Raw genomic sequence first — 22,940 nt, forward strand, 5'->3', positions numbered from 1 at the left:
GATCCTCGCTTCAAGCAGATTTGGAGGTTGAAGATGGCCGGAATTTCCAACGCCGTCAGCTCGCTGTTCCTCAAGGAATTTGTCGGCGCATTCTTTTTGTCGATGCGTTACTTCTTCAAGCAGAAGGCAACGATCAACTATCCCTTTGAAAAGGGGCCGGTCAGCCCGCGCTTCCGTGGCGAACACGCGCTGCGCCGTTATCCGAACGGCGAAGAGCGCTGCATCGCCTGCAAGCTCTGTGAAGCCATCTGTCCTGCCCAGGCCATCACCATCGAGGCCGGGCCGCGCCGCAACGACGGCACCCGCCGCACGGTGCGTTACGACATCGACATGGTGAAGTGCATCTATTGCGGCTTCTGCCAGGAAGCCTGCCCGGTCGACGCCATCGTCGAAGGGCCGAACTTCGAATTCGCCACCGAGACCCGCGAAGAGCTCTACTTCGACAAGGCGCGGCTTTTGGACAATGGCGACCGCTGGGAACGCGAAATCGCGCAGAATATCGCGATCGATTCGCCGTACCGCTGAGCGGAATTTTGAATATGCCGTGACGGGCGGCCAAGCGTTGCCGTCGCGGTTGAATCTAGACCGGGGCTTTGCCGGACATGGGTCCGACCGAGCCCCATCGGGCAGGGGAAACACCTCGCTGCCCGGGGGAAGACGAAAAAGGCACCAACATGGGTCTGCAGGCTCTTTTTTTCTATATCTTCGCCTTTGTCGCTGTGGCGTCGGCGTTCATGGTCATCTCGGCGCGGAATCCGGTCCATTCGGTCCTGTTCCTCATCCTGGTTTTCTTCAACGCGGCCGGCCTCTTCCTGCTGATGGGGGCTGAATTCCTGGCGATGATCCTGCTGGTCGTTTATGTCGGCGCCGTGGCGGTTCTCTTCCTCTTCGTCGTCATGATGCTGGATATCGATTTCTCCGAGCTCAGGGCCGGCATTCTGGAATACGCACCCATCGGCGCTTTGATCGGTGTCATTCTCGCCGCCGAGCTTATCGTGGTGATCGGCGGCAGCGTGATTTCGCCGACCGTTGCCAAGACCGTCGCCATGCCGATCCCGGCCGTGACGCAGCGGACAAACACCGCCGCTCTCGGCGACGTGCTTTATACCAACTACGTTTATTTCTTCGAGATCGCTGGCCTCGTTCTGCTGGTCGCGATGATCGGCGCAATCGTGCTGACGCTGAAGCATCGCACGCACATCAAGCGCCAGAACATTTCCCAACAGGTCGCCCGCACGCCCGCGACCGCCGTCGAGGTGGTCAAGGTCAAGCCGGGGCAGGGCGTCTGAGGCGAGGCACGAGGATCAAAGGAACAACAACATGGTCATCGGACTTTCCCATTACCTCACGGTCAGCGCCATCCTCTTCGTGCTCGGCGTCTTCGGTATCTTTCTGAACCGCAAGAACGTCATCATCATCCTGATGTCGGTCGAACTCATATTGCTCGCGGTCAATATCAACATGGTCGCCTTCTCGTCGTTCCTCAACGACATCGTCGGCCAGGTTTTCGCTCTGTTCATTTTGACCGTCGCTGCGGCTGAAGCAGCGATCGGTCTTGCAATTCTCGTCGTCTTCTATCGCAACCGCGGCTCGATCGCGGTCGAAGACGTCAACGTGATGAAGGGCTGATAAAGCTATGTTTTTATATAAGGCTATCGTCTTTCTTCCCCTGATTGGCGCGATCATAGCCGGCCTTTTCGGCCGTGCGATCGGCGCCAAGGCTTCGGAATATGTTACCACCGGCCTGATGATCATCGCGGCCGTCCTCTCTTGGATCGTCTTCTTCACGGTGGCGCTCGGCCATACGGATGGCCCGATCAAGGTTGAAGTCCTGCGCTGGATCCAGTCCGGCGGCATCGACGTTTCCTGGGCGCTGCGCGTCGACACGCTGACCTCGGTGATGCTGATCGTCGTGAACTCGGTCTCGACCCTAGTTCACGTCTATTCGATCGGATACATGCATCACGATCCGCATCGTCCGCGCTTCTTCGCCTATCTCTCGCTCTTCACCTTCGCCATGCTGATGCTGGTGACCTCCGATAACCTCGCCCAGATGTTCTTCGGCTGGGAAGGCGTCGGTCTCGCCTCCTATCTGCTGATCGGCTTCTGGTTCAAGAAGCCGTCCGCTTCGGCCGCTGCGATGAAGGCCTTCATTGTCAACCGTGTCGGCGACTTCGGCTTCGTTCTCGGCATCGCCGGCGTCTTCGTCCTCTTCGGATCGATCAATTTCGATGTCATCTTCGGCAATGCCCAGAGCTTCGCTTCCGGGCAGGGCGGCCAGCCGACCGATATCGTGCTCAATTTCCTTGGCATGCATCTCGATCGTGGCCACGCGCTGACGGCCGTCTGCCTGCTGCTGTTCATGGGCGCGATGGGTAAATCCGCGCAGTTCCTGCTGCACACCTGGCTGCCGGACGCCATGGAAGGCCCGACGCCGGTCTCCGCACTCATCCATGCCGCAACTATGGTCACCGCCGGAGTCTTCCTCGTCGCCCGCATGTCGCCGATCTTCGAATTGTCGCAGGATGCGCTGACGTTCGTCACCATCATCGGCGCGATTACGGCCTTCTTCGCCGCGACCGTCGGCCTCGTGCAGAACGACATCAAGCGCGTCATCGCCTACTCGACCTGTTCGCAGCTCGGTTACATGTTCGTCGCTCTCGGCGTCGGTGCTTATGGCGCTGCAATCTTCCATCTCTTCACCCACGCCTTCTTCAAGGCTCTGCTCTTCCTCTGCGCCGGCTCGGTCATTCACGCCGTCGATGGCGAGCAGGACATGCGTCATATGGGTGGCCTGCGTCCGCATATCCAGAAGACCTTCTGGATGATGGTCATCGGCACGCTGGCGATCACCGGCGTCGGCATTCCGCTGACCCATATCGGTTTCGCCGGCTTCCTCTCGAAGGATGCGATCATCCTGGCGGCCTTCGCTTCGCACAATGCAGCTGCCGGCTTCGCCTTCACGCTGCTGGTTATCGCGGCGATGTTCACCAGCTTCTATTCCTGGCGCCTGATCTTCATGACCTTCTTCGGCAAGCCGCGCGCTTCGCACGAGGTCATGCACCACGTGCATGAATCGCCGAACGTCATGCTGATCCCGCTTTATCTGCTGGCGATCGGCGCTGTTGCCGCCGGCATGTATTTCAACGCTGACTTCGTCGGCCACGCCTACGAGGAATTCTGGAAGCATGCGCTGTTCACGCTCCCGGACAACAAGATCCTCGAGGAAATGGAACATGCGCCTGTCTGGGTTGAGCTCAGCCCCTTCATCGCCATGCTCCTCGGCCTCGTCACCGCCTGGTACTTCTACATCCGGTCGCCGGAAACGCCGCGTCGCCTCGCTCAGCAGCAGCGCGTGCTCTACGAGTTCCTGCTGAACAAGTGGTATTTCGACGAACTCTATGACTTCCTCTTCGTCCGCTCCGCCAAGGCGCTTGGCCGCTTCCTGTGGAAGAAGGGCGATATCGGGGTCATCGACACCATCGGCCCGAACGGCATTGCCGCCCGCGTCGTCGATGTCACCAACCGCGTCGTGCGCCTGCAGACCGGCTACCTCTATCACTATGCCTTCGCGATGCTGCTCGGTATCGCAGCCCTCGTTACCTGGATGATGCTCGGGAGTTCCCTCTGATGACCGATTGGCCCATTCTTTCAACGGTCACATTCCTGCCGCTGGTAGGTGTCGTTCTCCTGCTGTTTACGCAGGACAATGGTGCCAATGGCCGTCGGAACGTCCTGAACATTTCGCTGGCGACCACCATCGTCACCTTCATCGTGTCGCTGTTCGTCTGGATCTGGTTCGACAACGCCAATCCGGGCTTCCAGCTGGTCGAAAAGCATGAGTGGCTGACGGGCGGCATCAGCTATCACATGGGCGTCGACGGCATTTCCATGCTGTTCGTCATCCTGTCGACCTTCCTGATGCCCTTCTGCGTGCTCGCGAGCTGGCTCTCGGTCGAAAAGCGTCTGAAGGACTACATGATCGCATTCCTCGTCCTCGAGACGATGATGGTCGGCGTGTTCGTGTCGCTGGATATCGTGCTGTTCTACGTCTTCTTCGAAGCCGGCCTCATCCCGATGTTCCTGATCATCGGCGTCTGGGGCGGCAAGGATCGCGTCTACGCCAGCTACAAGTTCTTCCTCTACACGCTGCTCGGCTCGGTGCTGATGTTGCTCGCTATCATGGCGATGTACTGGCAGGCCGGTACGACCGACATCCCGACGCTGCTCGCTTACAAGTTCCCGCCGCAGCTGCAGACTTGGCTATGGCTCGCCTTCTTCGCCTCCTTCGCGGTGAAGATGCCGATGTGGCCTGTTCATACCTGGCTTCCCGACGCGCACGTTCAGGCGCCGACGGCAGGCTCGGTCATCCTGGCAGGCGTGCTCCTGAAGCTCGGCGGCTACGGCCTCATCCGCTTCTCGCTCGGCATGTTCCCGAACGCTTCGGAATACTTCGCGCCGCTCGTTTTTGCCCTTTCGGTCATCGCCATCATCTACACCTCGCTGGTCGCGATGATGCAGGACGACATCAAGAAGCTGATCGCCTATTCGTCGGTCGCCCACATGGGCTATGTGACGATGGGTATCTTTGCGGCCAACCAGCAGGGCGTCCAGGGTGCGATCTTCCAGATGCTGTCGCACGGCATCGTCTCGGGCGCGCTCTTCCTTTGCGTCGGCGTGATCTATGACCGCACCCATACCCGCGAAATCGCGGCTTACGGCGGTCTGGTCAACAACATGCCGAAATATGCCGTCGCCATGATGGTCTTCACCATGGCGAACGTTGGTCTGCCCGGTACCTCCGGCTTCATCGGCGAATTCCTGACCCTTATCGGCGTCTTCCGCGCCAATACCTGGGTTGCGCTCTTTGCGGCGACCGGTGTGATCCTGTCGGCAGCTTATGCGCTCTGGCTCTACCGCCGCGTGATTTTCGGTGCGCTGGAAAAGGAAAACCTGAAGAAGCTTCTGGATCTGTCGCCGCGTGAACAGCTGATCCTCTATCCGCTGATCGCGCTGACGATCCTCTTCGGTGTCTATCCGGCTCCGATCTTCGATGCCACGGCGGCTTCGGTGGATCTGCTGGTGAACAACTATACCGCTGCCCTGCACGCTGCGCAGAATGTTGCGCTGTCGATGAATTGATGACGGGACCTATTCGACATGACTGCTGACACAATTCTTGCAAGCCTGCATCTTTCCATTCCGGAGCTCATCCTCGCGGTCGGTGCACTTGCGTTGCTCATGATCGGCGTCTTCTCGGGCGAGCGGTCTGGCCCCACAGTCACCGGTCTTGCCATCGCGGTCCTCGCGGTGGCAGGTCTCTGGATCATATTCGTGCCGGGCGAGGGCCTCGCCTATGGCGGCGCCTACCTTGCCGACGGCTTCTCCCGCTTCATGAAGATCGTCGCGCTGGTCGGCTCGATCGTCGCCATGTTCCTCAGCATTGGCCAGGCGCGCGAGCAGCAGCTCGATCGCTTCGAGTTCCCGGTGCTCCTTTTGCTCGCGACCCTCGGCATCCTGCTGATGATCTCGGCGCATGACCTGATCTCGCTCTACCTGTCGCTGGAACTGCAGTCGCTGGCCCTTTACGTCGTTGCCGCCATCAACCGCGACAGCCTGAAGTCGACCGAAGCCGGCCTGAAGTATTTCGTCCTCGGTGCGCTGTCCTCCGGTATGCTGCTCTACGGTATGTCGCTGGTCTATGGCTTCACCGGGCACACGACCTTCGAAGCCATCGCGACGGCGCTCAGCGCCGAGACCCGCTCGCTCGGTCTCGTCTTCGGTCTGGTCTTCGTGCTTGCCGGTCTAGCCTTCAAGATCTCCGCCGTACCGTTCCACATGTGGACGCCGGATGTCTACGAAGGCGCTCCGACGCCGGTTACCGCCTTCTTTGCGGGGGCGCCGAAGGTTGCGGCCATGGCGATCCTCACTCGCATCGTCGTCACCGCGTTCCACCCGGTGCTTGCCGATTGGCAGCAGATCATCGTGTTCATCTCTATCGCTTCGATGCTGCTCGGCTCGTTCGCGGCGATCGGACAGCGCAACTTCAAGCGACTGATGGCCTATTCCTCGATCGGTCACATGGGCTATGCGCTCGTTGGCCTCGCCGCCGGCACCAAGACGGGCGTCTCCGGCGTCATGCTCTATATGGTCATCTACATGGTCATGACGCTCGGCTCCTTCGCCATCATCATGGCGATGCGCCGCAAGGATGGCCGTCAGGTCGAAAACATCGACGATCTCGCCGGCCTTTCGACGACCAATCCTTTCATGGCGGTCGTCCTGACGGCGCTGATGTTCTCGCTGGCCGGCATTCCGCCGCTCGCAGGCTTCTTCGGAAAGTATTTCGTCTTCGTCGCTGCCATCCAGGCGCATCTCTATGCGCTCGCCATCATCGGCGTTCTGGCTTCGGTCGTCGGCGCTTACTACTATCTGCGCGTCATCAAGGTGATGTGGTTCGATGAAGCCAAGGATGAATTCGCACGCACCGCTGGTTCGCTGCGCCTCGTCTTCGGTCTCTCCGGCCTGTTCGTCATCGCCTATGTCTTCTTCGGCGGCGCAATCGGTGGTGCTGCCGATCTGGCCGCCGCGACGCTGTTTTGATGGCGTCTGACATGAATAACCGGAAGTCGCTCGCCGACTTCCGGCACGATGCTCTTCAGGAAACCTCGTCCACAAACAGCATCTGCCTCGAACGGGCGCGTGCAGGCGACCCGGGAAATCTTTGGGTGACCGCCGAACGCCAGACGGGTGGACGCGGCCGCCGCGGTCGCGCCTGGGCGTCGGAAGCCGGCAATCTCTACGCATCTCTCCTTCTGATCGACCCCGCTCCCATGGACCGTCTCGGCTCTCTGCCGCTCGCGGTCGCGGTCGCCGTGCATCAGGCGGTACGCGGCGTGCTGCCGCTCGCCGCCGAGCCGGTCGAGATCAAATGGCCGAACGATATCCTGATCGGCCGCAAGAAGACCTGCGGCATTCTGATCGAGGGCGAGGCGCTGCCGGATGGCCGGTATGCGCTTGTCATCGGCATCGGCATCAACATTGCCGTCGTGCCTGACAATCCGATGTATCCCGTCACATGCCTGAGACAGCAGGGTTCCATGGTGTCGCCGGAGGAGTTGTTTGCCCATCTCTATGCCGCGATGTCGGAGGCACTCGACGTCTGGAGCCGCGGCAAGGGCGTTCGGGAAATCACCGCGCGCTGGCGTGAATTTGCGTGCGGCATCGGGGAAAAGATCACGGTAAACTTGCCGGATCGCTCGATTTTGGGCCATTTCTCGGGAATCGATGATAATGGCTTGTTGATGCTCGAAACCGAGGACGGCAGGATCATGCCGATCGCGGCGGGCGACGTTTTCTTTAGATAATGGTTGGGGATCACATGGCGAAACAAGACGAACTAGTGTTTCTGCCACTCGGCGGCGTCGGCGAAATCGGCATGAACCTCGCGCTCTACGGCTACGGTCCGGCGGAGCAGCGCCAATGGATCATGGTCGATTGCGGCGTCACCTTCCCAGGGCCGGATCTGCCGGGTGTCGATCTCGTTCTGCCGGATATCCGTTTCCTCGCCAAGGAACGCAAGAACCTCAAGGGCATCATCATCACCCACGCGCACGAGGATCACTACGGCGCGCTGAATGATCTTTGGCCCGGGCTGAACGTTCCGATCTACGCCTCCGCCTTCACCGCGGGCCTTCTCGAAGCCAAGCGCGATTACGAGAAATCGATGGGCGAGATCCCGGTGACGCTGTTCAAGGCCGGCGACCGCATCAATGTCGGCCCCTTCGAGATCGAAGGCGTGGCTGTCAACCACTCGATCCCCGAGCCGATGTCGTTGATGATCCGCACGCCGCTCGGCAATGTCGTTCATACCGGTGACTGGAAGATCGATCACGAGCCGTCGCTTGGGCCGCTGACCGACGAGGCCCGCTTCCGCCAGCTCGGCGAAGAAGGCGTTTTGGCGCTGATGTGCGATTCCACCAACGCGCTGCGCGACGGCGTTTCGCCTTCGGAAAAGGATGTGTCGGAAAGCCTGCGCAAGATCATCGAGGATGCCGAGGGCAGGGTGGCAATCACCACTTTCTCGTCGAATGTCGGCCGCATCCGCACCATTGCCGAGGCCGCCGAGGCTGCAGGTCGCGAAATACTGTTGCTCGGCAGCTCGCTGAAGCGTGTCGTCGACGTCGCCCGCGATATCGGCATCATGGAAGGCATCAAGCCTTTCATCGCTGAAGACGAATATGGCTATATCCCGCGCGACAAGGTCGTGGTGATCCTGACCGGCAGCCAGGGCGAGCCGCGCGCAGCGCTTGCCAAGCTTTCCAGGGACGAGATGCGCAACGTTGCATTGGCGGCTGGCGATATCGTCGTCTTTTCCTCGCGCGCCATTCCCGGCAATGAGAAAGCGATTCAGGACATCAAGAACGGCCTGATCGAACAGGGCGTGCATGTGGTGACGGACGCAGAAGCGCTTGTGCATGTCTCCGGCCACCCCCGGCGCAACGAATTGCAGAAGATGTACGAGTGGACGCGCCCGAAGGTCGTCATCCCCGTGCACGGCGAAGCGACGCATCTGACCGCGCACAAGGAACTGGCCGAGCAAAGCGGCATTGCCACCGTGCCGCGCGTGCGCAATGGCGATGTCGTGCGCCTTGCACCGGGTCCCGTCGAGGTGATCGGTGAGGCGCCGCATGGACGCATCTTCAAGGATGGCATATTGATCGGCGATTTCGACGAAATGGGCATCGGCGAGCGCAAGAAGCTTTCCTATGTCGGCCATGTCGCCGTTAACGTCGTGCTCGATGCCCGTTATGATATCGTCGGCGATCCCGACCTCGTGCCGATCGGCCTGCCGGCCTATGATGATGAAGGCGAGGAGATGGAGGACACGCTCTTCGACGCCATCGTCAGCGCCATCGAGAGCATTCCGCGCGCCCGCCGCAAGGATCTGAATATGCTGCAGGAGGCTGTACGCCGAGCAGTGCGCGCCGCTGCCAATCAGGGCTGGGGCAAGAAGCCGATGGTGACCGTATTCGTCACGCGCACCGGCAGCTGAGATCTGATCGAGGAGGAGAGAGCCATGTTGGGACGCATCAATCACATCGCGATCGCCGTTCCCGATATCGCCGTGGCTTCCCGAGCCTATCGTGAAATGCTTGGCGCAACTGTATCTGCGCCTCAGGCGTTGCCGGAACACGGCGTAACCGTCGTTTTCGTCGAGCTGCCGAACAGCAAGGTCGAGCTGCTCGAGCCCTTGGGCGAAGCTTCGCCCATCGCCTCCTTCCTCGCCAAGAACCCGGATGGCGGCATGCACCATATCTGTTACGAAGTCGCGGATATCCTTGTGGCTCGCGATCAGCTGGCTGCCGGGGGCGCGCGCGTGCTTGGTAACGGCGAGCCGAAGATCGGCGCGCATGGCAAGCCCGTGCTCTTCCTGCATCCGAAGGATTTCTTCGGCACGCTTATCGAGCTTGAGCAGGTGTGACATCAGAGCCGGATGATTTTTGGCGGAACTGGTCTAAAATCTGAATCTGCTTTAAGTGCGCTGATCGGCGCTTTGAAAGGTGACTGCTTTGCCCCTATAAGCAGTTTGGAAGAGGAGGGGGCGAGCAGGCTCGTCTCGAAGGGAGCACAATGGCACAGCAGATTGCCGCCGGTTTCGCCGTCTATTTCGTCATCTGGTGGATTACGCTTTTCGCCGTCCTACCCTTTGGCCTGCGCACTCAGGCCGAGGATGAGCATGTCATCCTGGGTACGGTCGAAAGCGCGCCGACGAAATTTCGTGCGTGGAGGGTCGTGCTCGTTACGACGCTGGCATCGGCCCTTATTTATGGCGCCTGGTATATCGCCTCGCGTTATTTCGGGCTGAGTATAGATTCCATTCCGCAGATCGTTCCAAGCTACAAGTGATCTATGAAAACTGTAGATTAAAGGTGCCTGGAATGCGGGCGCCTTGTGATCGCCATCAATTCTTCACACGCTTGTCATGAGCGTGGCGCAAAGAATTTACAGTCTGTGTATATTATTTCAGCAGAAGCATGAGCCGAGTGTTCCGGGCAAATCCGTAGACGGTCGAGGCTGAGCTGAGAAAGCAAAAAAAAACAAGGCTATAAGCCTTGTTTTAAAGTATCGCGTGATCCTTATCCGTTACCGGGGCAGCGAACGAGCGCGCCTAAGATCTGATCCTCCCAAGACTTGACCGCGAAACGACAAGAATTTAGCCTTCCTGCCTCTTTTGTGAGCTAAAATTAGCTCAAACATTGAGCTTTGTCATCCTTTTTTTTGCTTTTTTGCTACAGTCGCGCAGAATTTTTCTGTTGGCGAATTTCCGTCGTAAATCCTTATAAACGTGCGCTTTTTCGAAACATCGAAAATAGTCTCTATCCCCTGTATTCTCAGGCTTTTATCAAATTCTTCTATTGAAGAATGCGGGTTTCCTTCCTGCGCCGAAGCAGTTATGAACTGCCTCCAGTACATAATTTGCTAACGATTCCGCCGCGAGCGGAACGTCAAACCATCTGGAACAAGCGTCATGCGTCTGTCTCGTTACTTCATGCCCATCCTGAAGGAAAATCCCAAGGAGGCTGAAATTGTTTCCCATCGGCTCATGCTGCGCACCGGCATGATCCGGCAGCAGTCGCAGGGCATCTATTCCTGGCTGCCATTGGGCAAGCGCGTGCTGGACAAGGTCAACAAGATCATCCGCGAAGAGCAGAACCGCTCCGGCGCCATCGAGCTGTCGATGCCGACGCTGCAATCGGCTGAGCTCTGGCAGGAAAGCGGCCGTTATGACGCCTACGGCAAGGAGATGCTGCGCATCAAGGATCGGCAGGATCGGCCCATGCTCTATGGCCCGACCAACGAGGAAATGATCACCGACATCTTCCGGTCCTACATCAAGTCCTACAAGGATCTGCCGCTGAACCTCTATCATATCCAGCTGAAGTTCCGTGACGAGATTCGTCCGCGTTTCGGGACCATGCGCTCGCGCGAATTCATGATGAAGGATGCCTATTCCTTCGATCTGACGCAAGAAGGTGCCGTGCACTCTTATAACAAGATGTTCGCCGCCTATCTGCGCACCTTCAATCGCCTCGGCCTGAGGGCAATCCCGATGCGCGCGGATACCGGCCCGATCGGTGGCAATCTCAGCCACGAATTCATCATTCTCGCCGACACCGGCGAGTCGGAAGTTTTCTGCCACAAGGATTTCGTCAATTTCGACATTCCCGGCGAAGACACCAATTTCGATGATGTCGCCGGCCTGAAGAGGATTTTCGACAAGTGGACCTCGGTCTACGCCGCCACCTCGGAAATGCATGACGAAGCCGCCTTCAACGCGATCCCCGAAGGTGAACGCCTGTCGGCGCGCGGCATCGAGGTCGGCCACATCTTCTATTTCGGCACGAAATATTCCGAGCCGATGGGTGCCAAGGTACAGGGTCCGGACGGCAAGGAACATGCTGTCCACATGGGATCTTACGGTATCGGCCCGACACGCCTTGTTCCCGCCATCATCGAAGCATCGCATGATGAGAACGGAATCATCTGGCCGGCTTCGGTCGCGCCTTTTGACGTCGTTGTGATCAACATGAAGGCTGGCGATCAGGCCTGCGACGAGGCTTGCGAAACAGTCTATGCCGCGCTGTCGAAGGCTGGCAAGGACGTGCTGTATGACGATCGCGACGAGCGCGCCGGAACGAAGTTCGCGACCGCCGATCTGATCGGCGTGCCCATGCAGATCATCGTCGGGCCGCGTTCGATCGCGGCCGGCGAAGTGGAAGTCAAGGACCGTAAGACCGGTGCTCGGGAGACGATGACGGTCGAGGCAGCGATCAATCGGCTGGCAGGCTGATTGACGATACAAAGGATGAAAGGCGAATGGCGGTGAGCGCGGCAGTAGAACAGCAGGAAAATTCGTTCAAGGCCGGCCCATCGTCTCGCCCGTTTTCCGGTTTCGAACGGCTTGTGGCCTGGCGCTATCTGCGCTCCCGACGCAAGGAAGCTTCGATTTCGGTGATCGCCGGCTTCTCTCTGGTTGGCATCATGCTCGGCGTTGCGGCGCTGATCATTGTCATGGCCGTGATGAATGGGTTCCGTGCCGAACTCTTCAAGCAGATTCTCGGCTTCAACGGTCATGTCGTTGTTCAGCCGATTGATTCGCCATTGAACGACTATGCCGATCTGGCGAAGAAATTTTCAGCAGTTCCCGGCGTCACGATGGCCTTGCCGCTCGTGGAGGGCGAAACGCTCGCCTCCGGTCGCGGCGGCTCCGGCACCGGTGCATTGGTGCGCGGCATCCGCGCGGAAGATCTGACCAAGCTCAAATCGGTCTCGGATCACGTCGTTTCCGGAGATATAGTCGGCTTCGCTTCGGGACAGGGTGTTCTTGTCGGCAGTCGGCTGGCCCGGCAATTGGGTCTGACGGTCGGCGATCAGATCACGCTCACGGCGCCGGATGGCGACGTCACGCCCTTTGGTGTCAACCCGCGCGTCAAAGCCTATACGATCTCCGGTATCTTCGAAGTCGGCATGTCGGAATATGATTCCTCCGTCGTCTTCATGCCGCTCGAAGAAGCGCAGGTTTTCTTCAATGCTGAAGGCATTGTCGAGAAGATCGAGCTCTTCATCACCAATCCGGATGACGTCGATCAGCTGCGCCCGAAGATCGAAGAGGCGGCTGGCCGGCAGATCTTCCTGACGGACTGGCGGCAGGTCAACGCCACGTTCTTCTCGGCCCTGCAGGTCGAGCGCAACACGATGTTCATGATCCTGACGCTGATCGTTCTCGTCGCCGCGCTGAACATCATTTCCGGCCTGATCATGCTGGTGAAGGACAAGGGCAGCGATATTGCCATCCTTCGCACCATGGGCGCGACATCGGGCGCGATCATGCGCATCTTTTTCATGACAGGCGCGGCGATCGGCGTCGTCGGAACGCTCGCCGGCGTCATCCTCGGCGTTCTGGTTTGCCTCAATATCGAATCCATACGCCAGTTCTTCTCCTGGATTTCCGGCACCGTGATTTTCAATCCGGAGGTTTATTTCCTCAGCAAATTGCCGGCCCAGATGAATCTCAGTGAGACCATCTCCGTCATCGTAATGGCGCTCACCCTGTCCTTCCTTGCCACCATCTTTCCGGCCTGGCGAGCCTCGCGGCTCGATCCGGTGCAGGCGCTGCGCTACGAATAAGGATATTTCATTTGATGAAACGCAACGTCGTTCTCCAGCTCTCTGGCGTGGAGCGTCATTACGGGCAGGGAGAGACGAGCCTGTCGATCTTGAAGGGGGCGGATTTCACCCTGCACAGCGGCGAGATCGTTGCGCTCGTCGCGCCGTCAGGCACGGGTAAATCGACGCTTCTGCATGTGGCGGGGCTGCTGGAGCATCCGGATGGAGGCGAAGTGCTCGTCAACGGTCAGGCCTGCGAAGGCTTATCCGACGACAGGCGTACAGCCGTGCGCCGCAGCGAGATCGGCTTCGTCTATCAGTTCCACCACCTGCTTCCGGAATTCTCGGCGCTTGAGAATATCATGATGCCGCAGCTCATTTCCGGGCTCTCCCGTAAAGATGCGAGCGAGCGCGCTGCTCAGCTTCTCGACTACATGCGCATCGGCCATCGCGCCGATCACCGTCCCGCCGAGCTCTCCGGCGGCGAGCAGCAGCGCGTCGCAATCGCCCGTGCCGTCGCCAATGCGCCGCTGGTGCTGCTGGCGGATGAGCCCACGGGCAACCTCGACCCGGCAACGGCGCATTACGTCTTCGATGCGCTGGAAGCACTGGTGCGTCAGTCAGGCCTCGCAGCATTGATCGCCACGCACAATCACGAACTCGCCGCCCGCATGGATCGCCGTGTCACCTTGAGCGAAGGCAAGGTGGTCGAAGTCTGATCGCCCCGTCATGGAACGATCAGGCCACCGCGATAATCCAGCTCATAGGCTTTGTGCTCTTTCACCATGATGGCTTCGTGCCCGATAAAGTGGTCGCATGATCCGGTGCTGCGGTCGATATAGCGGCCGTAGACATGTTCGAATTCGAAGCCGCCTAAAAAGCGTTTTTCATCCTGATAGAGGCGCAGAAGTGCAGCCTTGATGACCATGCCGGCGCGCGTTCCGTCGATCAGATCGGGCTCAACGATATGGCCGAAATAGTTCATGGCCCATACCGGCTGGTCGTCATGCCAGACGAGTTCCTGCCCCGCGAAATCTGTGCCGCCGAAATAGCTGTCGAGATAGCGCCAGCGGTCGCTCGTATAACCGATGTCATGCGAGCCGCTTCGGCATGACGGCAGCCTCTCGCCGTCACCGACATAGGTCTCGGCTTTGGCGGCGACAATAAAATCGTTCAGCTCGGCAAGATCCGGCATGACCCTCTCCATTTTGGTGAGCGGCCAAGATGCCATTTAACGCGAAATTTGTAAAGAACAAAAAGAGAACATATGCTAGCGATGGCTGCTTTCGCAGGCCTTCTGACCGATATCATCCTGCCAGTCCTGTATACTGACGGTCTTGGCATCGGCCTTCAGCGTCTTGTCGTCCTTGGTTACCCTGCCGGTCAGAACGTTGTAATCGCAGCTATAGCTGTTACCGGCTTCGAGGTTGTCACGAAAATCGTAGCCATAGCCGGCAACCAAAAATGCGCTGTTGCGGTAGGCGAGCGTCAGCGTTTGATGCCATCGGTCGCGCCCGATAGCATCGTTCTGCGAGGTGATCGCGATTGAACCGTTCGGCAGTGCGGCGATCGATGGTTCCTGGCCGTAGATGCCATCAGGCTCAGCGCGGCCCCATACCTTATCAGGGGCGGCGGCGGCCAACTTGAGCAGCTCATGTTCCTTGTCGCGGAGATAGATATAGATCCCGATCTCATAATCGGCATGGTCATTCGGCGGCATCGTCACCAGTAACGCAAGGTCCGGCTTACCGTCCTTGTTCCAATCGCCGATCGCCGCGTCAATGATGCGGTCGGAAGCAATGGTCTCTTCGGCGCGAGCCGCGATTGCGGTCAAAAGAAGAATGAGAGCGCAGCCAAGTGACTTCATCGTGATCTCCCGGTTTGCCTTTGCATAGCGCCCGGCCGCGCCGGCGTCCATTGCAGGCTAAAAAGTCGCCTGATGAAATTTCTTGATCCATCTATTGACTCTCGAACAAAAATAGAACAAAAAAGAAACATAACGAGTAAGGAGCGCCTAAATGACCGACATTATTCGAGACGTTGCAGCATTCACTTCCATCGTCATGTTCGTTGCCAGCTTTTCCCTCATCATGATGGCAATGTAAATTTTATCCCCCGTTTGCACATGCTGTTCCCATATTTGATGGGAGCAACTTCTGGACTTTACGGTCCGCAATGCCGAAAATGTCGCTGATTCATTCAGGCGTGCGGAAAGGTATGAAATGGCGGATGCAGGTGGCAGCGGCGCGGCAGCGCCGGTCGGCGAAATGCCGGAATTCGTGCACCTCAGGGTTCATTCTGCCTATTCTCTGCTAGAGGGCGCATTGCCGCTCAAGAAGATATTGGCCAAGGCGGCTGGGGACAGTCAGCCGGCCATTGCCATCACCGATACCAACAATCTGTTCGTTGCTCTGGAATTCTCGCAGAAGGCGATGGATGAGGGGCTGCAGCCGATCATCGGCTGTCAGGTATCGATCGATATGGAGGATGGCGGCGAGGGCGAGAAGCGTGGGCCGCAGCAGGCTTTGGCGAAGCTGCCGTCCATCGTGCTGCTTGCCGCCACCGAACAGGGATATGAGCGCCTCGTCGATCTCGTCAGCCGTGCCTATCTCGGCGGCGAAGGTAACCATGCCGTTCACATTACAGCCTCATGGCTGGACGAGATCGGTACGGAAGGATTGATCGCGCTCACCGGTTCGCTGACCGGCCCAGTCGATATGGCGTTGAAGGAAGGCCATGCGCCGCAGGCGCTTTCCCGGCTTTTGAGGCTGAAGCAACTGTTCGATGACAGGCTCTATCTCGAATTGCAGCGTCATGGCACCTATGATCGTCGCCACGAGCAGAAGATGATCGCGATGGCTTACGAGCATGAGATTCCGCTCGTTGCCACCAACGAAGCCTTTTTCCCGGCGCGCGACGATTATGATGCGCACGACGCCTTGATGGCGGTGGCCCACAATGCCATCGTCTCGGACGATACGCGGTTCCGCCTGACGCCGGATCATTATCTCAAGAGCCGTGCCGACATGGCGAAGCTCTTCGCCAACTTGCCGGAAGCGCTTGAGAACACGGTCGAGATCGCCCGTCGGTGCTCCTTCGTGTTGAAGACACGCTCTCCGATCCTCCCGCGCTTTACCGGGGCGACGGACGATCCCGAAGAGGCTGGACGCGCTGAGGCGGCCGAGTTGCGCGCCCAGGCAATCGAGGGTCTCGAGCAGCGTCTCGCCTCGCTCGGCATGGCGCCGGGTTACGAGGAGAAGGAATATCGCGACCGCCTGGAGTTCGAACTCAGCGTCATCGAACGCATGAAGTTTCCCGGCTACTTCCTGATCGTTGCCGACTTCATCAAATGGGCCAAGCGTCATGATATCCCCGTCGGCCCAGGCCGCGGTTCCGGTGCGGGTTCGCTGGTCGCCTATGCTCTGACCATCACGGACGTCGATCCGCTGCGCTTCTCGCTGCTGTTCGAGCGCTTCCTCAACCCGGAACGCGTCTCGATGCCGGACTTCGATATCGACTTCTGCCAGGATCGGCGCGAAGAGGTGATCCGCTATGTGCAGGCCAAATATGGCCGCGAGCAGGTGGCGCAAATCATCACCTTCGGTTCGCTGCAGGCGCGTGCCGCCTTGCGCGACGTTGGCCGCGTGCTGGAAATGCCCTACGGCCAGGTCGACAAGATCTGCAAGCTGGTGCCGAACAATCCCGCCAATCCGACGCCGCTGAGCAAGGCGATCGAGGAGGAGCCGCGCTTGCAGGAGGAGGCGGACAAGGAGCCGGTCGTCGCCCGTCTTCTCGATATCGCCCAGAAGATCGAAGGTCTCTATCGCCACGCCTCGACACACGCCGCCGGTATCGTCATCGGCGACCGTCCGCTGTCGAAGCTCGTACCGATGTATCGCGATCCGCGCTCCGACATGCCGGTCACCCAGTTCAACATGAAATGGGTGGAGCAGGCTGGGTTGGTGAAGTTCGACTTCCTTGGTCTTAAGACGCTGACCGTCCTCAAGACCGCCGTGGATTTCGTTGCCAAGCGCGGCATCTCGATCGATCTTGCCGGCATACCGCTCGACGACAAACCGAGCTATGACATGCTCTCGCGCGGCGAGACGGTCGGCGTGTTCCAGGTGGAAAGTGCGGGCATGCGCAAGGCGCTGATCGGCATGCGTCCTGACTGCATTGAGGATATCATCGCGCTGGTTGCCCTCTATCGTCCCGGTCCGATGGAGAATATCCCGGTCTATAACGCCCGCAAGCACGGCGAGGAAGAGATCGAGTCGATCCACCCGAAGATCGACTATCTTCTGAAGGAAACCCAGGGCGTTATCGTCTACCAGGAACAGGTGATGCAGGTCGCCCAGGTGCTTTCCGGCTATTCGCTCGGCGAAGCGGATCTTCTGCGCCGCGCCATGGGTAAGAAGATCAAGGCGGAGATGGACCAGCAGCGCGAGCGCTTCGTCGACGGCGCCATCAAGAACGGTGTGTCGAAGGGGCAGGCCGACGTTATCTTCGATCTGCTCGCCAAGTTCGCCAACTACGGCTTCAACAAATCGCACGCCGCAGCCTACGCCATCGTCTCCTACCAGACCGCCTATATGAAGGCACATTATCCGGTGGAGTTCCTGGCCGCGTCGATGACGCTCGATATGTCCAATACCGAGAAGGTCAACGACTTCCGCCAGGATGCCAAACGGCTGGGCATCGAGGTCATCGCCCCCTCTGTGCAGACTTCGTTCCGCCATTTCGAGACCGGCGACAATCGCATCTATTATGCACTGGCCGCCATCAAGGGCGTCGGTGAATCCGCCGTCGACCATATCGTCGAGGTGCGTGGCGACCAACCCTTCGCCGGCATCGAAGATTTCTGCCTGCGCATCGATCCCAAGCAGATCAACCGCCGCGTTCTGGAAAGTCTGATCTGCGCCGGCGCTTTTGATTGTTTCGAGATCGACCGCGCCCAGCTGATCGCCGGCCTCGACCGCATCATGGGCTATGCCCAGGTGGCACAGGAAAATAAGCGCAGCGGCCAGCATGATATGTTCGGAAGCGCGGCCTCCGGCCCGGAAAAGATCGTGTTCCCGCCCTATACGCCCTGGCTCGCCTCGGAGCGTCTGCTGCGAGAATTCCAGGTGCTCGGCTTCTATCTGACGGCACATCCGCTCGATACCTATAAGAGCGTGCTCGACAAGATGCGCGTGCAGCCTTTCGCCGATTTTTCCGCCGCGGTGAAGCAGGGTGCCAGCAACGGACGTCTCGCTGGTACTGTCATCTCGAAGCAGGAGCGCAAGACGCGCACCGGCAACAAGATGGGGATTTTCGTCTTCTCTGATGCTTCAGGCCAGTTCGAAGCCGTGCTCTTCTCGGAAACGCTCAACCAGTATCGCGACGTGCTCGAAGTCGGCAAATCCTTCGTGATCACGGCCCAAGCGGACGAGCGCCCGGAAGGCATCAGCCTGCGCCTGCAGACGGCACAGTCGCTGGAGGAGAAGTCGCTGCAGATGCAGAAGGCGCTGCGCGTCTACGTCCGCGATTCAGGCCCGCTGAAAGCCGTTGCCGCGCATCTGAACACGAAAGGCGACGGCCTCGTTTCCTTCATTGTCATCAAGGAAGAGGGCTTGCGAGAGGTCGAGGTGGCACTGCCGGAGAAATATCGCATCACGCCTGAAATCGCCGCTGCCTTGCGCACGGCACCCGGCGTGATCGACGTGGAGCTTGTTTAACCTTTTTTACCAAGCGCACCGTTGTTGGTGATCGTAATGAAATCGGTCTCGTTGCCCGTTTCCGGTCCGACGCCGGTATCGGAAATCGTCAGCGACGATCCCGCGGTCAGCAGATCCTCGATGCGGTGACGGATATCGTCAGGAATGGTGATGCGATTAAGCGCCTGTCCCGCTGCGTCGAACGATTGCGATTGTTCCTCGCTGGTGATGCCGTAGCGCTTCTTCGTCTGCTTGCTCAGATCTTCCTCGAGCGTCATGCCGAACCAGTCGGCCTTGCCGCTGATCCGGTCGATCGCGTTGGCGGTGAAGAAATGCACGCCGAGCGCCTCCTGCGGCTCGGCAATGATGGCCGGTCCTTCGAAGAGCGGCTTGAAGTTCTGCCGGACCATGATCGCGCCGTTCGGCGGTTCGCCTTTGCCGGCCGCGGCATAGACTGCCTTCATCAGCGCGGGGCTGACGAGGCCGCCCGTCGTCTTGATGTCATGCGCCTTCTTGAAGTCCTCGATCGCCTGCACTGTCGCAGGCCCGAGCATGCCGTCGGGTGTTCCGGTGATAAAGCCCATGCCATTCAGGATTCCCTGCAGGTCGCGGACGTTTTCTCGCAGACCACGTCGGGTGATGAGGATGCTGAGCGGCGCGGGATCGGCTGGCAGCGCCATGGTTTCCTGCGCCTTCGGTATCTGGATCGAGGTTACGTCGTTCGTCGCGACCTGCAGCTGTTGTGCCTGCGGCAGGAAGCTCGCGGTCATCGGACGAAGTTCGATGCCGGAAAACAGCGCCGGCGGCGGGGCTGGCAGCGGCTGGAACAGCATCGAATTTTCGAAGGGCTGCGGCACCAGCGGCTGATTGGCGATGACGACATGCACGCCGCGCTCGGTCATCTGGTAGAGCATCTTGGCAAAGGCCTTCGGCATGCGCACGCAGCCATGGGATGCCGGATAATTCGGCACCGAGTTTGATTCGTGCAGGGCGATTCCCGACCATGTCAGCCTCTGCATGAAGGGCATGGGGGCGGCCGAATAGAGATTGGACTCGTGGTAGACCTTCTTTTCCAGAATGGAGAAGATACCGCTCGGCGTCGTGTGGCCGCGCTTGCCGGTGGAAACCTTCGAGGTCGCGATCACCTTGTCACCGTCATAAACCGCAAGCGACTGTCTGTCTTTCGACACCACGATCTGCAAGGTGCGGGCATCCGGCGCGGCAAAGACGGGATGGTAAAGGGCGGTGGCTGACACCAGCGCGAGCCCCAGCAACAAAAATGGCTTCATAGATACAACCAAAACGCAATACACGTTGTACGTGAGGTTAGACTTCGAAGTTTAAGGAAGACTTGCCGAAACCTAATGCCTTCCCGCGTCCATGAAAGCATGAGTTTGCCGAACGCTAGCCCAATGCGGCATCGCCGAAGCGGAGCGTTCAAACTCTGCTTCGGCGATGATTGAAATCTTGAACTAAAAGCGAATCAGTGGACGCTGGAGGCTACCCAGTTGTGCCAATCCTGCTCGCTGCCGTGAAAGGCGTTGAGGTCGATCCTGCCTTCGACGCCATGGGATACACCGGAGCCGGAATATTGCCAGAACAGCCATTTGCGGCCGGGATAGACCTTGGACGGATGTTGAGCCACGGCGCGCAGCCAGAAGGGATAGTCGAGCAGCTCGCCGCTCAGATTGTCGCGATAGAAATCCGGAGCGGTGTAGACGATCGGGCGCTGGCCGTAATGTTTTTCCAGCTTGTCCATGAACACCTGCATCTTGGCGAGAACCTGCTCACGCGAAGGACGCCGCTTGCAGCTCGACTCGCCGTTCCATTCGACGTCGATGACTGGCGGAAGAGCGCCGGCCTCCTTCGGAACATTGCGGATGAACCAGTCGGCCTGCTCTCCGGCAGTCCGGCACCAATAGAAGAAATGATAGGCGCCATGCTTCAGGCCGGCCTGCTGAGCGGCCCGCCAGTTCTTCTTGAACATGGGATCGAGATGATCGCCGCCATCGGTCGCCTTGATGTAGACGAAGTTCGCACCCTGGGTGCGCAGCGTATCCCAGTCGATCTCGCCCTGCCAGCGCGAGACGTCGACGCCATGGACGGCGAGCTTCCGGGGCGAGGTTGATGTACCGAAGTTGATAGGCTTGGCATCGCGGAAGCGATGGCTGTAGATCTGCATCGGCTGCTGCCGCAGGGCGCGGGGCACCGGATTCGATGGCGAGAGCATGGCGAGCGGCCGTTGCAGCGGGACTGGTGCGTCATCGTCTCCACTCTGGTCGGAGGGCATAAGTCCCTCAGGCCGGAGATTCGTCGGCATCGCGACCGCGAGCGCTTGCTGCCGCTCGACACGCGAAACGGTTTCGCCGATTTCGACCGAAGGCACGACCCTACTGGTCTTTGTGATGGAACCGGTCAATTCTTTCGAAGGCGGGGCGGCTTGCGCGGCTTCGCGCTCACCTCGGGCGGCGCAGCCTGAAATCGTCAGGCAGGCGAGAAAAATGGTCGATACAGCCGATAGACGCATAGGAACCCGTACGCAAAACACCAGAGGCGACGAGTTCACGCCGCCGGAAAGTTACAGAATCCAAGTCCTAATGGAAATTTACCAAAAAAGTTTGAATCCGAGCTTTCTCGCGCGAAAGAAACGCGCGCGGGCTGCAATTATTTGGGCCACTGCCAAAAATCTCCATCTGGTGACTTGTGTTAAATAATTGTTATTTATGGTTTTTGTCGCCAAACGTGTAGCCGGTTTCGACAGTCTTGTTGCCGAATTTTTCTCGCAGCTTGTCCATGGCTGCTTCCGCAGCGGCCCGTCGCGTGGCCTGAACGTCGATAAGATCGGGCGGATCTGCGCGCCCGGCATCGCCAAGATCGGTGACGCCGATACCGATGAGACGGAATTTCGTGCCGTCCGTTTCGGGTTCGAGCAGCCTCAGACCGGTGCGGAAAATCCGGTCCGCCAGTTGGGTCGGATCTTCCAGCCGACGATTGCGTGTGCGAATCTTGAAGTCCGAGGTTTTCAGCTTCAGCACGACTGTCTGGCCGGCAATGCCGCTGCGCTTCAGACGCCGGGAAACCTTCTCGGAGAGGTCGCGCAGGATTGGCACGAGATCCTCATGGCGCCAGATGTCTTCGAAGAAGGTGGTTTCGGAAGACACGCTTTTCGCCGCTTCGTTTGGATGCACAGTTCGGTCGTCGATCCCGCGCGAGAGGCGGAAAAGCCGTTGGCCGATCACACCGTAACGGCGCATGAGGTCACCTTCCTCCATGGCCTGCAATTGACCGATGGTGCGAATGCCGTCGCTTTCGAGCGTAGCGGCAAAGGCCTTGCCAACTCCCCAGATGGTCGTGACCGATCGTGGCTCCAGAAAGGCGAGGGCCTCTTCCTTGCCGATGACGGAGAAGCCGCGCGGCTTCTGCAGGTCGGAGGCCACCTTGGCAAGGAACTTGCAATAGGAAAGCCCGACCGAGATTGTGATACCGATTTCCCGCTCCACCCGCTTGGCGAACTTGGCGAGGATGCGGGCTGGCGGATCGTGATGTAGCCTCTGCGTGCCGTCTAGCTCGAGAAAGGCTTCGTCGATCGAAAGTGGCTGAACCAGCGGCGTCAGCTCCTGCATCATGCCCCGAACCTCGCGGCCGACGCGGACGTATTTTTCCATGTTTGGACGAATGACGATGGCTTGCGGGCAAGCTTCCAGCGCCTTGAACATCGGCATGGCGGAACGCACCCCGTGGATGCGGGCGATATAGCAGGCGGTAGAGACGACGCCGCGCTTGCCGCCGCCGATGATGACAGGCTTGTCGGCGAGCTCCGGATTGTCACGCTTCTCGATCGACGCATAGAAGGCATCGCAATCGATATGCGCCAGCGTCAGCGCGTAAAGCTCCCGGTGGTAAACGAGGCGAGGGCTGCCGCAGCTCCGGCAGCGCGTGCGCGTGGCCGATTGCTCGCTCAAACAATCGCGACAGAAGCCGGAGATATTGTCGGGCGCATGGGTCATCGAGCGAGAACAAAAATTGAACATCGCCACTTTATGATCTAAGCTCACGAGTCTCAAGCTGGAAAAC

19 protein-coding genes are annotated in these 22,940 nt (G+C 59.1%); 14 read left to right on the forward strand and 5 right to left on the reverse strand.

The annotated features are described in order from the left end of the window. Positions 1-33: 33 nt before the first annotated feature. The 13 genes from nuoI to PH562_RS16210 all read left to right on the forward strand — a co-directional run bounded on the left by nuoI (position 34) and on the right by PH562_RS16210 (position 13,889). Positions 34-525, forward strand: coding sequence for an NADH-quinone oxidoreductase subunit NuoI (nuoI, locus tag PH562_RS16150; protein ID WP_113233043.1), 492 nt, complete (start codon positions 34-36; stop codon positions 523-525). 149 nt (positions 526-674) lie between these two features. Continuing rightward, entirely contained in the window at positions 675-1,289 is a 615-nt protein-coding gene (locus tag PH562_RS16155) for an NADH-quinone oxidoreductase subunit J (protein ID WP_285174138.1), read from the forward strand. A 31-nt stretch (positions 1,290-1,320) separates the two neighbouring features. Then, positions 1,321-1,629, forward strand: a complete 309-nt coding sequence (gene nuoK, locus PH562_RS16160) for an NADH-quinone oxidoreductase subunit NuoK (RefSeq protein ID WP_007689961.1) — start codon at positions 1,321-1,323, stop codon at positions 1,627-1,629. Positions 1,630-1,636: 7 nt separating this feature from the next. Further along, positions 1,637-3,631, forward strand: coding sequence for an NADH-quinone oxidoreductase subunit L (gene nuoL, locus PH562_RS16165; RefSeq protein ID WP_015339515.1), 1,995 nt, complete (start codon positions 1,637-1,639; stop codon positions 3,629-3,631). Then, complete coding sequence (locus PH562_RS16170; RefSeq protein WP_285174139.1) at positions 3,631-5,142, forward strand: NADH-quinone oxidoreductase subunit M; 1,512 nt, start codon at positions 3,631-3,633, stop codon at positions 5,140-5,142. Before nuoL ends, PH562_RS16170 begins: the two co-directional genes overlap by 1 nt. Positions 5,143-5,160: 18 nt before the next feature. Beyond that, positions 5,161-6,603, forward strand: coding sequence for an NADH-quinone oxidoreductase subunit NuoN (gene nuoN / locus PH562_RS16175; protein WP_285174140.1), 1,443 nt, complete (start codon positions 5,161-5,163; stop codon positions 6,601-6,603). After that, positions 6,603-7,367, forward strand: coding sequence for a biotin--[acetyl-CoA-carboxylase] ligase (locus tag PH562_RS16180; RefSeq protein WP_285174141.1), 765 nt, complete (start codon positions 6,603-6,605; stop codon positions 7,365-7,367). Before nuoN ends, PH562_RS16180 begins: the two co-directional genes overlap by 1 nt. Positions 7,368-7,381: 14 nt before the next feature. Continuing rightward, complete coding sequence (locus PH562_RS16185) at positions 7,382-9,055, forward strand: ribonuclease J (RefSeq protein ID WP_285174142.1); 1,674 nt, start codon at positions 7,382-7,384, stop codon at positions 9,053-9,055. Positions 9,056-9,079: 24 nt separating this feature from the next. Continuing rightward, positions 9,080-9,484, forward strand: coding sequence for a methylmalonyl-CoA epimerase (mce, locus tag PH562_RS16190; RefSeq protein ID WP_113233038.1), 405 nt, complete (start codon positions 9,080-9,082; stop codon positions 9,482-9,484). A 149-nt stretch (positions 9,485-9,633) separates the two neighbouring features. Next, positions 9,634-9,909 carry a DUF1467 family protein gene (locus PH562_RS16195; RefSeq protein ID WP_113233037.1) on the forward strand — a complete coding sequence of 92 codons (276 nt, stop codon included), beginning with the start codon at positions 9,634-9,636 and terminating at the stop codon, positions 9,907-9,909. A gap of 622 nt (positions 9,910-10,531) precedes the next feature. Next, positions 10,532-11,854, forward strand: coding sequence for a proline--tRNA ligase (gene proS, locus PH562_RS16200; protein ID WP_285174143.1), 1,323 nt, complete (start codon positions 10,532-10,534; stop codon positions 11,852-11,854). Positions 11,855-11,880: 26 nt separating this feature from the next. After that, a complete protein-coding gene (locus PH562_RS16205; protein WP_285174144.1) occupies positions 11,881-13,191 on the forward strand; it encodes a lipoprotein-releasing ABC transporter permease subunit in 1,311 nt (436 codons plus the stop codon). Positions 13,192-13,205: 14 nt separating this feature from the next. Continuing rightward, complete coding sequence (locus PH562_RS16210) at positions 13,206-13,889, forward strand: ABC transporter ATP-binding protein (RefSeq protein ID WP_285174145.1); 684 nt, start codon at positions 13,206-13,208, stop codon at positions 13,887-13,889. An 8-nt stretch (positions 13,890-13,897) separates the two neighbouring features. Here PH562_RS16210 and PH562_RS16215 read toward each other — a convergent pair whose 3' ends face one another. After that, positions 13,898-14,365, reverse strand: coding sequence for a DUF5680 domain-containing protein (locus PH562_RS16215; RefSeq protein WP_113233033.1), 468 nt, complete (start codon positions 14,363-14,365; stop codon positions 13,898-13,900). Between the two features lie 75 nt (positions 14,366-14,440). Continuing rightward, positions 14,441-15,037: a hypothetical protein gene (locus tag PH562_RS16220; protein WP_113233055.1), complete on the reverse strand. Its 597-nt coding sequence runs from the start codon at positions 15,035-15,037 to the stop codon at positions 14,441-14,443. Positions 15,038-15,392: 355 nt separating this feature from the next. Here PH562_RS16220 and dnaE point away from each other — a divergent pair, with 355 nt between their 5' ends. Beyond that, complete coding sequence (dnaE, locus tag PH562_RS16225) at positions 15,393-18,887, forward strand: DNA polymerase III subunit alpha (protein WP_113233032.1); 3,495 nt, start codon at positions 15,393-15,395, stop codon at positions 18,885-18,887. On the opposite strand, the gene PH562_RS16230 is transcribed toward dnaE, so the two are convergent. The 3 genes from PH562_RS16230 to PH562_RS16240 all read right to left on the reverse strand — a co-directional run bounded on the left by PH562_RS16230 (position 18,884) and on the right by PH562_RS16240 (position 22,873). Continuing rightward, positions 18,884-20,155 (reverse strand): L,D-transpeptidase family protein, encoded by a 1,272-nt coding sequence (locus PH562_RS16230; protein ID WP_285174146.1) that lies wholly within the window; start codon positions 20,153-20,155, stop codon positions 18,884-18,886. The two genes, dnaE and PH562_RS16230, sit on opposite strands and share 4 nt — an antisense overlap. Positions 20,156-20,349: 194 nt before the next feature. After that, positions 20,350-21,393: a glycoside hydrolase family 25 protein gene (locus PH562_RS16235; protein ID WP_113233030.1), complete on the reverse strand. Its 1,044-nt coding sequence runs from the start codon at positions 21,391-21,393 to the stop codon at positions 20,350-20,352. A gap of 190 nt (positions 21,394-21,583) precedes the next feature. Beyond that, complete coding sequence (locus PH562_RS16240) at positions 21,584-22,873, reverse strand: DNA polymerase IV (RefSeq protein WP_285174248.1); 1,290 nt, start codon at positions 22,871-22,873, stop codon at positions 21,584-21,586. Positions 22,874-22,940 lie beyond the last annotated feature (67 nt).

Origin of the sequence: Rhizobium centroccidentale (genome assembly GCF_030182565.1) — a bacterium.
Classification (GTDB): Bacteria; Pseudomonadota; Alphaproteobacteria; order Rhizobiales; family Rhizobiaceae; genus Rhizobium.